We start from the raw sequence: 14,030 nt of genomic DNA on the forward strand, positions 1-14,030 counted from the left end.
TTGCGATTCCGGAATAAGTAAAACTGGCTAGAAGCCTTGGTGCTGTTGACTGGAATCACTTCAGCGGGAATTGCTGATCATTAGTGGGCTCATTTTTCGGATCCCACTCTTTTAGCTTGATAATGGACAGTAGTAGCTTCTGATAATCATCAGCGATGTCAGGGTCTGACAAGTTACCTGTTTTTTTCAGTCGGGTTTCCAGTCGATTGCATATTTTTTCAAGCTCAGGTACGCCGCAATAACGACAAGCGCCGTGCAGTCGATGAACTCTCTCGAGCATGGCGGGGCAATCATTATTCTGCCAACTCTGTTGCAGGGTTTTGAGATCATCATCCAGGCCATCTTTCATCATAGACAGCATTTCCAAGGCCAAATCACTGTTACCTGCGGCCAGTTGAACGGCAAGGTCCATATCAACCGGGGCGTTAGAGTTGTTTTTTTCAGGGTGGTTTGCGGGTTCTGGCGGTTGTTTCTTTACAACTGTCTTGTTGCCAGCTTGTGCCCATTGATTAAGCATGCTCACAATGTGCTTTTCGTTGACAGGCTTGCTCAGGTAGTCGTCAAAACCATTTTGCAGTAGCGCTTTCTTTTCCTCTGGTAAAGCATGAGCTGTGACGGCAATGATGGGAGTGCGCTGGTTGCCCGGGATATTGGAGCGAATACGTCGGGTGACTTCCAGTCCATCTATTTCCGGCATTTGTACATCCATGAAAATAATATCGAACTGGGATTTCTTACAAAGTTCAATCGCTTTGTAACCATTTTCTGCGCTGGACAGATTTTGGCCAAATTTCTCAAGCATGGACTTGATCAGCTTTAAGTTGACCGGATTGTCGTCCACCGCCAGGATGTTTAACCGTTTATCTGGCTCGTTAATGGTGCTTCCTGTCTGGGCTCCTTTGTGTGAGAAAAGAGTATAAAGCCTCTGCTGACTGATAGGCTTTAATAAGGTGGTTTCGTTATTCGGCAGTTTTTTTTCATTTGTGCCGGTGGTTAACAAAATAATTTTGGCTTCAGGGTGAGATGCCTTCAGCTGTCCCAGAGAGTTGTTGAGCGGAATGTCATCCAGATCAATTAAGATGTAGTCAAAGGTGGTAGCGGTATTTTTCTTGGCATTTTTCTTGGTCGTAGCGTCAGATAAACTGCTCACTGCGGTTACCTGGGCACCAAATTTTTCCAGTAGGTGAGTGATGGAAAGTCGCGTCAGTTCCATTGGTTCAATAAACAACATCCTGCGTTTACCCAATGCGCCACGGATGGTTGTCGCAATAGACTGATCGCAACACTCTTCACTGTGACTGACTTTTGTCTTAAAAGTGAACCAGAAAGTTGCACCGTGCCCAAGGTCAGATTCAAGACCTATTTCACCGCCCATCTGTTCTACCAGACTTTTGGAAATGGCAAGGCCTAGCCCGGTACCCCCAACTTTACGATTTCTGCTGGTGTCTGCCTGAGCAAAGGCATGAAACAGTTTGTGATGAAGTTCTTTGGTTAAGCCAATACCTGTGTCGGTCACGGAAATCTTCAGGGAAGGGCGATCGTCTTTTTCCCAATGATCCAGCATTACTCGAATAGCAATAGAACCATAACTGGTGAATTTGATGGCGTTGCTGATCAGATTGGTCAAAATCTGTTTCAGTCGCTGACTGTCGATAATAATATTTTCAGGTACATCGTCGTAAATTAAATGGACGACTTCCAATGACTTTCGGTGAGCGCCGGGGGCAAGAAAGGTGATGACATCTTCAACCACATCACGGACGCAGGTGGGGTGAGGGTCAAGCTCCAGCTTTCCCGCTTCCATTCTGGAAAAATCCAGAATGTCATTGAGCATGGTTAACAAGCCGTGGGAGGATTTTTCAATGGTATTGATATAGTCGTGCTGCTCTGGGGTAAGATCCGAATTCTGCATTAAGCTGGAAAAACCGATAATGCCATTCAGGGGAGTACGAATTTCATGACTCATGTTGGCGAGAAATTCACTCTTGCTTCTGCTGGCTTCCAGTGCTTCTTTTCGGGCGAGATCCAGCTCAACATTCTGGATCTCAATGGTTTCCAGTGTTTCCTGCAGTTCATCATTATACTGGGCAATATGGCTAGTCATTTTTTGATGTTTTGCCTGCAGACTGTCCAACATCTCATTGATCGCTGACTCCAGCTCAAATAGCAGGCTGTTTGGAGTTTCGGGAAGGCGTGTGTCGTAAAACCCATCACGAATACGACTGATCACTCTGGCCATATTGTCTAATGGTCGTATAACGTTACTGGCCAGTTTCAGGCTCATTACCAGGGCAATCATCAAGCCCATTGCGACCACGACAACGCTGAAGGCTAGCGAACGGTATAGTTTCAGGTGTGTTTGAGCATAGGTGTAATCAAGGATCATCCAGCCGTAATGAGTTGACGTCACAGGACTGATAATGGGGCTGGCAACCTGAATGACTTCATCACTCTGTAAAGATTGCTGCGTTGGCATTAACAGGGAGGGCAGTTCATCATGTTGGTAAAGTGATGGGCCTGCATGAAGCATTGGCATGCCATCTTTGTCGAATAAACTGACTGAACGTATATCAGAGTCATCCAGAAGCATAGATAAGAGCGTTTGAAGTTCCTGATGATTACTGTTTTGCATGAGCAGTGCCGCTGCTGTGGATTTGCGTTGTGACTCGTTCAACGCTTCCGACATCAGTTGTTCATCAAGTTCAATGTAGCGTTTGCCCAAGTACATGGTGCCCATCAGGAGGGCAACGATGATCCCTGGTAAAAAAGCCAGCAACAGTATGTGCTGACGAAGCGCGAGAAGGTTATGTCTCATTCTACTGCCTTTCCCTGTAAGGCTATTATTCTGTATTATTAATTAGGAACTGTCCCGAAATAAGATCCACATATACTGAGACACTGAAGCATCGTTGAGACAGTTGCCCGCTATCCGATGTCCGTAGTCCGTAAAAGCGCGAGTGTCTCAAGCTTTTTCGGAAAACGGACGACGGAGTGCGGACAACGTTAATTCAAATGTGGAAGTTATTTCAGGACAAATCCTTAGTCACGCCATAATAAAGTTAACGTCAGTACTATGTCCATGGAATATCCGACCATTGAGTCGTTAATCGGCAATACCCCTCTTATTCGTCTACAGCGGCTGCAGGGTGAAACATCCAATACGGTGTTACTGAAACTGGAAGGGCAAAACCCTGCTGGATCCGTCAAGGATCGTCCTGCCTTGTCCATGATCGTGGAGGCAGAAAATCGTGGCGATATTCTTCCCGGCGATGTGTTAATTGAGGCTACCAGTGGCAATACCGGCATTGCGCTGGCCATGGCAGCGGCTATTCGCGGCTATAAAATGATTTTGATAATGCCGGACACCATGAGCGTCGAACGTCGTGCAGCCATGTCTGCTTATGGGGCCGAGTTGATATTGGTCAGCGATGGTATGGAAGAGGCCCGTGATCTGGCGCTGGCTATGCAGAATCGTGGTAAAGGGAAAGTTCTGAATCAGTTTGCCAATATGGACAACCCTAAAGCCCATTATCAATCGACGGGACCAGAAATCTGGCAACAGACTCAGGGAGCCGTGACCCATTTTGTCAGCTCAATGGGAACGACGGGTACGATCATGGGGACTTCCCGTTATCTGAAAGAAAAGAATCCGGAGATTCAAATCATCGGGCTGCAACCAGAAGATGGGGCGAAAATCCCCGGTATTCGGCGTTGGAGTCCGGAATACCTGCCTGCTATTTTTGACCGTTCGGCGATAGATGTTGTCATGGATATCAGTCAGCAGGATGCGGAAGTGTGCATGAGATCTCTGGCCCAGGAAGAAGGTGTTTTCTGTGGCGTATCTTCCGGTGGCGCGGTGGCGGCAGCGCTGAAGCTATCCGAACAGTTGGAGAATGTCACTATTGTTGCCATTGTTTGTGATCGAGGTGATCGCTATTTGTCGACGGGTGTCTTTAATTGACCCTGATCACAATGCGGTCAATCCCAGTGCTTTGAAACAGCGTAACAGCGTAAAATGAACCAACTACTTTCCAGTTAAGAGTGCCCGTGGTGAAACAGCGTTTAAAACGTACTTCCTTTACCCCATTTGTCCTTGAAGAGGATGTGCGCATAGAAGGGCTTTCCCATGATGGTCGGGGGATTGCACGGCACCGTGGGAAAACGCTGTTTGTGGATGGTGCATTACCCGATGAAACGGTTCGGGTTCAGGTGCTGGAAGACAAGCGTCGCTTTATGAATGCCAGAGTCAGTGCGGTTGTCGATGCTTCGGCAGAGCGCTGTGAACCATTGTGCCGTCACTTTAAACAATGCGGCGGCTGTAGCTTACAGTACAATACTCATGATGCTCAGTTGAAGAATAAACAGAGCATTGTGATTGATCAGCTGCAGCGCTTTGCCAAAGTCTGTCCTGAATCCATCGATGAACCATTACGTTCGGCTCCTTATGGCTACCGGCACCGAAGTCGTCTGTCCATGCGCTGGAAAAAGGGTCAGTTACTCATGGGCTTTCGCGAAAAAGGCAGCAATGCCATCTGTCAAATTTCAGAATGCCCGGTATTGGCAGAACCTCTGCAGAACATGCCGGCATTGTTAAGAACTTACCTACCAACATTGAAGGGCAGGGAAGCTATTTCACATGCAGAGTTATTTCAGCTGAGTGATAGCCGTGGTGTATTACTTCGTCATATTCGACCACTGTCTGAAACCGATAGGGCGTCACTCAGGGTCTTTGCTGAAACTCATCAACTCTTTATTTTTCTGCAGTCCGATGCTGACCGCATCGAACGGTTATACCCAGAAGACTCGTCCGAATTTTCGATGCATTATCCGCTACCCTCTGAGCAATTGGTGATGCATTTCAGACCACAGGATTTTACCCAGGTAAACTGGCAGGTGAATCAGGCGATGGTGGATCAGGCAATCCAGTGGTTGCAGCCTGCAAAAACCGATCGTGTCCTTGATCTGTTCTGCGGGATCGGTAACTTCTCTCTGGCATTTGCTCGTCATGGTGCGACAGTGGTGGGCGTTGAAGGTAGCCAACGTTCTGTGGATCAAGCTAAGGTCAATGCAAAGGCAAATGATATCGAGAATGCTGAGTTTTTTTGTGCAGACCTTTCTGCGGCTTTTGATCATCAACTCTGGGCTAAAGAATCATACGACATCGTGCTACTGGATCCACCGAGAGCCGGTGCTGATTTCATGATTGATCATCTGGTTGGATTATTGCCCGAGCGCTTGTTGTATATTTCCTGCAATCCGGCAACCTTGGCCAGGGATGCGGGGAGTTTGTCCGGACATGGTTATCGGTTGCAGCGATTGTCCGTCATGGATATGTTTCCCCAGACTACTCATGTAGAATCTATGGCGCTTTTTGTGCGCTAGTTAGATTGTGCGTTCGGGAAGAGGCATAATTATGCATTGGGTAAACTTGCGCGATAGCCTGACGCATTTCGGATAGAATTGATTTCATCATAGTCATGATTAGTATAGATAGAGACGGAATGGAATAGATGGTCAAGGTTAGAGAGGATCAGCCCCAGCACTACGATGGCACTGTGGATCTGGATGCTTGGCTCAACCGACTTCAGGAACGGTTCGGTGTCGGCGATACGGATCGATTGCGTGATGCCTGTGAACTGTCCCGTCAATCGGAACTGCTGGCTATGCAGCAGAGCGCTGAAAATGAAACCGCCTGGCCAACCGGGAAAGGGTGTTTCCGAACCGGTTTGGAGATGGCTGAGATCCTGGCTGAGTTAAAGCTTGATATTGATACTCTCGTTGCTTCTGTTCTCTATCGTGCTGTCAGGGAAACAAAATTAACCCTGGAACAGGTTGAATCGAATTTTGGCTCATTGGTTGCCGGTTTGATTCGCGATGTTCAGGGCATGGCCGCCATCAGTAATGTTCAGCATCCCAGAAGGCAGGTGCTGGATCATCGTCAGGATCAACTGGAAAAAGTCCGGAAGATGCTGGTGTCCATCATTGATGATGTGCGTGTAGCGCTGATCAAACTGGCAGAACGGACCTGTGCCATCCGGGCTGTTCAACACGCCAGTAAAGAAAAACGACAGCGGGTTGCCAGAGAAGTCTTTGAAATCTATGCGCCACTGGCTCATCGTCTGGGTATTGGTTACATCAAGTGGGAGCTAGAGGATCTTTCTTTCCGCTATTTGAAACCACAGGACTATAAAAAAATTGCCAAACTATTAGACGGTAAACGACTGGATCGTCAGAAGTATATTTCCGATGTGGTCGATACCCTGAAGTCTTCTCTCACCGAAGCCCATGTTGAGGCAGAGGTCAGTGGTCGGGTAAAACACATCTACAGTATCTGGCGCAAAATGAAGCGCAAGAATATCGACTTCAGAGACCTTTACGATATCCGTGCCGTTCGTATCCTGACCAATGAAGTCCGTGATTGTTATGCTGCGCTGGGTGTAGTGCACTCCCATTGGAATCATATTCCGAAAGAATTTGACGATTACATTGCCACGCCAAAGGAAAATGGTTATCGCTCCCTGCATACGGCGGTATTTGGCCCTGAAGGCAAAACACTGGAAGTTCAGATTCGTACTCATGGGATGCACGAAGAAGCTGAGCTTGGGGTTTGTGCCCACTGGAAATATAAGGGCACTGACGTCAATAGCCGAAACGACAGTTACGAAGAAAAAATTTCATGGCTTCGTCAGGTTATGGAGTGGCATGAAGATCTCGGTGATCTGGAAGAACTGGGCGGCCAATGGCGCGCCGATGTGGAGCCGGATCGGATTTATGTGTTCACTAAAGATGGCCATGTGGTCGACCTTTCCGTTGGTGCTACGCCGATCGACTTTGCATTCCGAATTCATTCTGAAGTAGGTACCCGTTGTCGTGGTGCTAAGGTAGCCGGTCGTATTGTACCGTTAACCCATAAACTGAAAACCGGTGATCAGGTTGAGATTCTGACGGCGCCCAATGCCAAGCCGAGTCGTGACTGGTTAAACCCGGATCTAGGGTATGTGACCACCAGCCGTGCCAGGGCGAAAATTACCAATTGGTTTAAGAAGCAGGATCGTGATGCCAACATCGACGATGGCCAAAGTCTGCTGGAGCTGGAAATCAAACGACATGCGTTGCACGGTGTCAATTATGAACAGTTGGCACAAACCGCGAATGTTTTAACGGTTGAGGATTTGTTTGCGGGCATTGGTGCCGGCGATATTAAGCTCCGCCACGTGGTGTCTCTGGCACAAAAACAGGTAGCGCCGGAAGAAGAGAAATCCTTTGAAATTCGGACCAAGCCTCAGCAGGATCGGATATCAGACAGCACGATCAATATCGATGGTGTGGGCAACTTGCTGACTCAGATGGCCGGCTGCTGTCAGCCTGTGCCTGGCGATTCGATCATTGGCTATATCACCATTGGACGGGGAGTCACTATTCACCGGGATGATTGTAATACAGCCTTATCGTTACAGGAGCGGGAACCTGAACGTTTAATCGAAGTGAATTGGGGCAGTAAGCCGGAATACGGCTACCCCGTAGATGTTATGATTACCGCATTTGACCGCCCGGGATTGCTGCGTGATATCACCATCGTTTTGGCGAACGACAAGGTTAATGTATTGTCCATGCAAACAAGAACCAGCAAGGAAGAGCATCTTGCCAGCATGCTGTTGAGTATCGAGGTTCAGGGGTTGGAAAGTCTGGGTCGTGTACTGGCGAAGATTGAACAGTTGCACAATGTGATCGAGGCCGTAAGGCACAGAAAAATGAGCTAATTTTGTAGACCGTTCGGCTTGTGGATATAATCCGTTCATTTGCCGGATGGTTTGCAGTTTTTGCTTTGCATCTTCCGGGGTTGCTGAGGGTGTCAATGCAAACGCTGAGTGAAATTCAGTTTAATGAGCTCCGACAGAATGGTCGGGTCATCGAGTCCGATGGTCATGGTGAAAAAGTCATACAGTTGCCTGACGAAAGTTATTTGAAACTGTTTCGTCGTAAACATCTGATCAGTTCGGAATTAATAAATCCCTATGCCCAACGATTTGCGAATAATGCAGCCGCGTTAATCCAGCTTCGTATCCCAACCATCGATATCAATGGTGTTTATAACGTTCCTTCTATTCAACGAAAGGTTGTTCACTATCAGCCATTGCAGGGCGATGTGCTCCGCAGTTACCTGAAATCCTCATCCCCATCAGAGAAAGAACAGCTGGCCATAGAGTTAGGAGCGTTTATTGCCACATTGCACGACTCCGGTGTTTACTTCCGCTCGCTGCATATGGGAAATATTGTTCGAACTGTGGATCGGGGATTAGGCTTGATTGATATTGCGGATATGCGATGCTTGAACAGGCCGTTTAAAGACTCTGAGCGACTGAGAAACTTTCAGCACATGATTCGGTACAGTGAAGATATGATGCTGTTTGGTGATGCTGTTCAGCCGTTGTTGAACGCATATCATGAGAAGGCTAAATCCCCTGATTCGCTGAAGCTGGCATTGAAGAAGTTACTTCCGGCATAACCGCTTTATCAAACGAAAGGAATACATATTGTCATCTCCCATCCATGATTTAGTGGCATTAATGGCTAGATTAAGACACCCGGAACATGGTTGTCCCTGGGATCTTAAGCAAACCTTTTCTACCATTGCGCCTTATACTCTGGAAGAAGCCAGTGAAGTGGCTGAGGCCATTGCCAGAGAGGATTACGAAAACCTGAAGGAGGAGCTGGGAGACTTACTGTTTCAGGTGTTGTTTCACGCCAGAATAGCGGAAGAAGCAGGGATGTTTTCCTTCGATGACATCTGTCAGGAACTGCAGTCAAAATTAGTAAGACGACACCCCCATGTATTTCCTGATGGAACCCTGTCGTCTTTTGCGTCAGACGATAAACTCACACCAGAAGTCGTTAAACAACGCTGGCAGGCGATTAAGGCAGAAGAGAAAGCAAAGAAGAGTATCGCTGTGTCAACGTCGGCGATGCCTGATGATTTGCCTTCATCCATGCCAGCTCTGTTACGGGCAGAAAAAATTCAGTCCGCAGCTGCCAAAGTCGGATTTGACTGGCCGGACGTTGAGCCCGTCGTTGATAAGATATATGAAGAGCTCAATGAAGTTCTCGAAGCCAGGGCTGAAGGCATTGAACGGGTGTCAGAAGAAGTCGGTGATCTTATGTTTGCCTGCGTTAACCTTGCCAGACACTTAAAAGTGGATGCTGAAATGGCCATGAGAAAGGCCTCTGTTAAATTTGAGCAACGCTTTCGATCTATGGAAGTGCTGGCCGACAATGACGGTTTTAGCTTTCAACAGTTGACGCTGGATGAGATGGAATCCTACTGGCAGCAGAGTAAAGCGTGATAAGGAACTGTCCCTGAATAACTTCACTATTCGGAGAAGTGTTTACCGTTTTCCGTAAAAGCACAAACAGCAAGGCTTTTACAGGAAACGGACAACGGACAACGGACAACAAGCATGATGCCAACGATTCGCCTGTCAAAGTTTATTTCCGACGCTGGTGTTTGCTCAAGGAGACAGGCGTCACGTTTGATTGAAAGTGGTGTCGTTTTGGTCAATGGTCGACAGGGTAAGCATTCTGATCGAATTAACGACGATGATAGTGTTTTTATTGAGGGTAAGAGGCTGATTCTTAAGAAAAAGAATGTAAATTTTATCTACCATAAACCCGTTGGTATCGACTGCGTATTAAATATTGAGGATAAAGATAGCATTATTCATTATTTGCCTGCTTGTGATGCAGGAGAAAGAGTTTTTCCGGTCGGTCGTCTCGATAAGGATTCCAGGGGATTAATGCTGTTGACCAATGATGGGGAACTTTGTCAAAAGCTGATTCATCCTGATTATTATCATGAAAAAGAATATTGGGTTAGAGTAGATAAACCTTTATCAGCATTATTTATTAAAAAAATGGCGGCCGGAGTATCCTATAAAAATGTAGTTACTCGACCATGTATCATAGAAAGAATAGACGATTATAGTTTTAAAATTATTTTAACCGAAGGGAAAAATCGTCAAATCAGGCAGATGTGTCAATCATTAGGTTATCGAGTTCTTGATTTGTACCGTCATCGTTTGAAGTGTTTGGTTATGAGAGACCTGGAAGAAGGTGGGTGTAGTCATTTATCAGAGAGCGATGTTCAGGGCCTTCTTGATAGTTAACCCTGAACCCGCTTTAAGACAGTATGAAATACCAATTTTTATTCACAGACCTATGAGTCTTTGTTGCTAAAAAGCTTTATTAGCTCTGATACTTTTTCATCTTTTCCTTTACTTTCAAGAAAGTCATTGATTGAGTGTCTGAAAATTGGTTTAGATGTTTTTTGTTTTTTCTTCGGACGATGAATAGCTTCTTCTGCAGCAGGCTTCAACGGGATAATAGTGGTTTTTTTTGATGGTGCTAATAGTGTTGAGTCATCCACGGTGCCATGATTTGGTATGTTAGGGATTATATTTTCATTGTCGTTAGAGTCATTCATTATAAAGGAATATAGTGAATCATTCTCAGTGACTACTTTAACAGTATCATATTCTTCTTCCCTTTTACTTTTACTATGATTTTGTGTTTCCCCATTTGGTATGAGATTCGATTTAATACTTGAGGTGACGACAGTTGCTGACTCGTTCTCTGAAATTTTTACCGTTTTTTCACAGTTGTCTGGGCTGGATTTTGTGGTTGTGATTCTGTTTAAAGTCGCCATTATGTCAGCTCTTACTCTTTGACTTTTTAGATCGCCTGTTCTAAGAGATATATCAGTATATGAAGCTAGAGCAATCTTCGCTTTATTGTTTTTTGTTGAGTTCGCATTAGTGTCGCAAAGAATATTTAATATTTTCTCGCACTGGGTGAGGTTTGTGTCTTTCGTTCTTTGGTCGAGAATTTTGTATTTTAATTCTCTTCTAAAGTGTTTCGATGTCAGTAGTTTTTTGTTGCTTACTATTATGGATTTAAACGAAGAAATAACTCTTTCTTCTAACTTCTCAATAGCAAGTGCGCAGTGTTTTTCTAAGAAATCGCGATAAGTAATTGGGTGATCAGAGTTGATAGACTTGATCTTGTTTTCGAGCATTTTTATGGTAATCTCTCTCTTTTTCTGCAGTTTTTTTGTTTCATGTAATGAAACTAATTTTTCAAGTTTCGCACTTTCAAATTCCTTTGTAATTAATAACTCCTGTTGCTGTAATGTCTGCTTTTCTTTATGTATAGTACCGAGTTCTTCATGAGTGGCATTTGCCATTAATTTTTCTTCGAGATTGCATAGCGATATCGTAATGGAGTTTAACTGTTCTAATTGTTTTGTTCGCTCTTTATTTAAGCTATTTATTGTTGGTTTTAGCTCTGCTTCCAGAATAGCCAATTCTTCTTTAGTTTTTTTAGCCTTTGTTGAAATCTTGTTAATTTCAACAGCAATTACTTCTGTTGATTCTGGTTCCATGCCAAGACAGTCACGTAGGAAAAATTCTCGTTCAGCATCATTGCGCATGTTTCGTGTAGCGAAATTAGTAGATACCTGAGATTGCAAAGCGTCTACCTTATGGGTCGATCTTAACTTTAGGAATTCCACTAGAGTGTCTATTTCATTAAAGAGCTCTTTATGAATCTCTCTTGTTGATAAGGTTTTTTTTGAGGATTTTGTACCAATATTGTTCATAAGTAGATTGTATTTTACAGTCATTGGTAGCAGTGTTTGGTAAGCGGCATTTTTTTCTTCTAATGAAAGTGCACTATCTTTTGCTAATTCAACGAGCGCTTTTTGGTAGTTGTCGATTTGATTTCTAGCTTCTTTGCCAGATGAAGTCTCCATGCATTTTTTATGGTAAACATCGATGTTGGATATTCGGTTTTTAGTTGTTTCTGTACACGGTTCAGATTTTAGAGATAATGCTTTTGTTTCTACCGGACTTTCTTTTCTTGTCAATTCAATAGAATCTGGATTAATCGAATAACTGGCGCTATTACTATATACACTGTTTCTATTTGATGAGTTGATACTACTGGATCGACTTAAGTCTGACTGGTAGCCACTGCTGGCAACACTTGATCTAGAATTGATTGTATTACTTCTGATGATGTAGTTTTGATCATCACTATAATATCCTTCATCCTTTGGTGTAGTGGTTGGCGTTTCGATCCTTCCTGTTTTGGAATTTGGTTGCATATATAATTGAGCTTTTGCTTCATCCTTGAATGTAGGGGGTCTCATTGGTGCTTTTTTCTTGTGTTCCAGAATTTTTGTTAAGTAGTTGATTTTTTCTTGGTTGAACTGTTTAAGGAATTGTTCGATTGTTTTTTTTGTTTGCTCATGTTTTAACTGGTCAATTATATCTTGTGATTCCTTGATTTTATTTTCAAGTATAATATTTTTTTCTTTAATGGATTCTAATGGTAGGTCTTTACCTTTGTTTTTGTTTATTTTCTCTTTCATTTCATTGATGTCATATTCTAAGGCTGGTACAGAGTGGAACTGAACACCAATAGCGTTATATAGGTTTTCTATCTTTCCTGTCATATTAAAGCCAGTATTAATGGCAGCGGCAGCTGTGTTTCTTTTTCCACAAGGTGGCATGGAAAGCTCTTCTTCCAATGCTTGTATTTGTAATAGGATTTTATTGGTTACATAAGCAGCTCTTTTTTTCATTGTCTTTTTTTCTGATACATAGAATTTGATAGGATACTTTTTTTCAGATTCCTGTTTTGTTGTGTTAAGCCAACTTTCTAAGCTGTTGGCAGACACCAGTTTTATAAATTCATTACGGTTATTATCTAACTCTTCTTTTGTTGGTGGGGTCCCGGATTTCACACTATCGGTCAATTCAAGAGAGTACTGACAAAGTTTTTTGAAGGTATCACTAGTGTTTTTCTTTTTGAAAGTGCGCTTGATGTCAGCAGTTCTTTTGGAAATCGGAGGGGATTCAGTCTTTATCCCCTCGTTAGAAACGTCATTGGAGCGAACAGAGACATCGCTGTGAAAATTATCAACGAGCCCATTCTCTGTTGATGGAAGTGCTACATCACCTCTGACTGATGCTGATGTTGTCGATAATATTGGCATGATATTCTCCAACGAAGATAACCTTGCTTCTATTATCTTTTTATACGAACGGAAGAATAGTCGACTTATGTCTTAACCTGAACTTATGTCTAAGAAGCTGTTCATGATCGTTTGCAGCTCGCAGAAAGATTGTTAACAGCTTCTAAGTCCATGGCTTACCCGTTTTTTGCTGCACTCTTCTGTGCAGCGTTCAATATGCCTCTGAGCATATTCAACTCCTTGGCTTCAGGGCGGGCACGGTTGAAGAGCCGACGAAGACGGGTCATGACAAGACCTGGGTGCTGTTGGATGATGAAGTCGATATCCGTCAGTGTCTTTTCCAGGTGCTGGTAAAATCGATCCAAATCCTTATTCAGCGGATATTCTGGCTCATCATCACTATCATTAAGCGTTACTTCGACTTTCGTTGATGCTTTGAAAATCTCATAACAGAGTATTTGAATGGCTGATGCCACGTTAAGTACCGGGTAATCGGGATTCGCATCAATGGTGGTGTGGAAGTGGCATTTTTCCAGCTCACTGTTGGTTAGCCCCATGGTTTCCTGGCCAAACACCAGCGCCACAGGGTTTCTGGACGATTCTGTCAGTAGTTTATCTGCAGACTGCTCAGCTTCCAGCATGGGGCGGGAAAAGGAATGGCTACGGCTTCTGGCACTGGTCCCGATGACCAGTGAGCAATCAGCAATGGCGTCATCAAGGTCATTAAATACCCGTGCATTTTCAAGGACATCCAGCGCGCCTGCGGCCATAGAATTAGCATCTGCTGCTGGAAAACGCTGGGGAGTAACCAGACACAGATCACTCAGCCCCATGGTTTTCATTGCTCTGGCTGCCGAGCCAATATTGCCGGGGTGAAAGGTATTAATAAGAATGATGCGGATATTCTGAAGCATGGTGACCATGGTGTTGGGTAATTCAAGGTCGGCATTATAAGTCCTACATAGCCTCAATCACCAGTTCAGGAATGGATTTTGCGTTT

At 44.5% G+C, this 14,030-nt stretch carries 9 protein-coding genes; 6 read left to right on the forward strand and 3 right to left on the reverse strand.

Annotated elements, in window-relative coordinates; genetic code table 11:
* Window positions 1-55: 55 nt before the first annotated feature.
* Window positions 56-2,815, reverse strand: a complete 2,760-nt coding sequence (locus Q1B11_RS18890; RefSeq protein ID WP_299735316.1) for a response regulator — start codon at window positions 2,813-2,815, stop codon at window positions 56-58.
* 258 nt (window positions 2,816-3,073) lie between these two features.
* Here Q1B11_RS18890 and cysM point away from each other — a divergent pair, with 258 nt between their 5' ends.
* The 6 genes from cysM to Q1B11_RS18920 all read left to right on the forward strand — a co-directional run bounded on the left by cysM (window position 3,074) and on the right by Q1B11_RS18920 (window position 10,160).
* Window positions 3,074-3,961, forward strand: a complete 888-nt coding sequence (gene cysM / locus Q1B11_RS18895; RefSeq protein ID WP_299735318.1) for a cysteine synthase CysM — start codon at window positions 3,074-3,076, stop codon at window positions 3,959-3,961.
* Window positions 3,962-4,050: 89 nt separating this feature from the next.
* The gene (gene rlmD, locus Q1B11_RS18900; RefSeq protein ID WP_299735320.1) at window positions 4,051-5,382 is read left to right on the forward strand and encodes a 23S rRNA (uracil(1939)-C(5))-methyltransferase RlmD; all 1,332 of its coding nucleotides are present in this window, start codon (window positions 4,051-4,053) and stop codon (window positions 5,380-5,382) included.
* A 128-nt stretch (window positions 5,383-5,510) separates the two neighbouring features.
* The gene (relA, locus tag Q1B11_RS18905) at window positions 5,511-7,760 is read left to right on the forward strand and encodes a GTP diphosphokinase (RefSeq protein ID WP_299735322.1); all 2,250 of its coding nucleotides are present in this window, start codon (window positions 5,511-5,513) and stop codon (window positions 7,758-7,760) included.
* Between the two features lie 95 nt (window positions 7,761-7,855).
* Entirely contained in the window at window positions 7,856-8,506 is a 651-nt protein-coding gene (locus Q1B11_RS18910; RefSeq protein ID WP_299735324.1) for a toluene tolerance protein, read from the forward strand.
* A 52-nt stretch (window positions 8,507-8,558) separates the two neighbouring features.
* Window positions 8,559-9,341: a nucleoside triphosphate pyrophosphohydrolase gene (gene mazG / locus Q1B11_RS18915; RefSeq protein WP_366139492.1), complete on the forward strand. Its 783-nt coding sequence runs from the start codon at window positions 8,559-8,561 to the stop codon at window positions 9,339-9,341.
* A 114-nt stretch (window positions 9,342-9,455) separates the two neighbouring features.
* On the forward strand, window positions 9,456-10,160 hold the full coding sequence (locus tag Q1B11_RS18920) for an RNA pseudouridine synthase (protein ID WP_299735329.1): 705 nt from the start codon (window positions 9,456-9,458) through the stop codon (window positions 10,158-10,160).
* Window positions 10,161-10,210: 50 nt separating this feature from the next.
* Here Q1B11_RS18920 and Q1B11_RS18925 read toward each other — a convergent pair whose 3' ends face one another.
* Window positions 10,211-13,051, reverse strand: a complete 2,841-nt coding sequence (locus Q1B11_RS18925; protein WP_299735331.1) for a hypothetical protein — start codon at window positions 13,049-13,051, stop codon at window positions 10,211-10,213.
* A gap of 155 nt (window positions 13,052-13,206) precedes the next feature.
* The gene (gene trmJ, locus Q1B11_RS18930) at window positions 13,207-13,953 is read right to left on the reverse strand and encodes a tRNA (cytosine(32)/uridine(32)-2'-O)-methyltransferase TrmJ (RefSeq protein ID WP_366139491.1); all 747 of its coding nucleotides are present in this window, start codon (window positions 13,951-13,953) and stop codon (window positions 13,207-13,209) included.
* Between the last annotated feature and the right edge of the window lie 77 nt (window positions 13,954-14,030).

It is taken from the genome of uncultured Endozoicomonas sp., from assembly GCF_947495845.1.
GTDB lineage: Bacteria > Pseudomonadota > Gammaproteobacteria > Pseudomonadales > Endozoicomonadaceae > Endozoicomonas.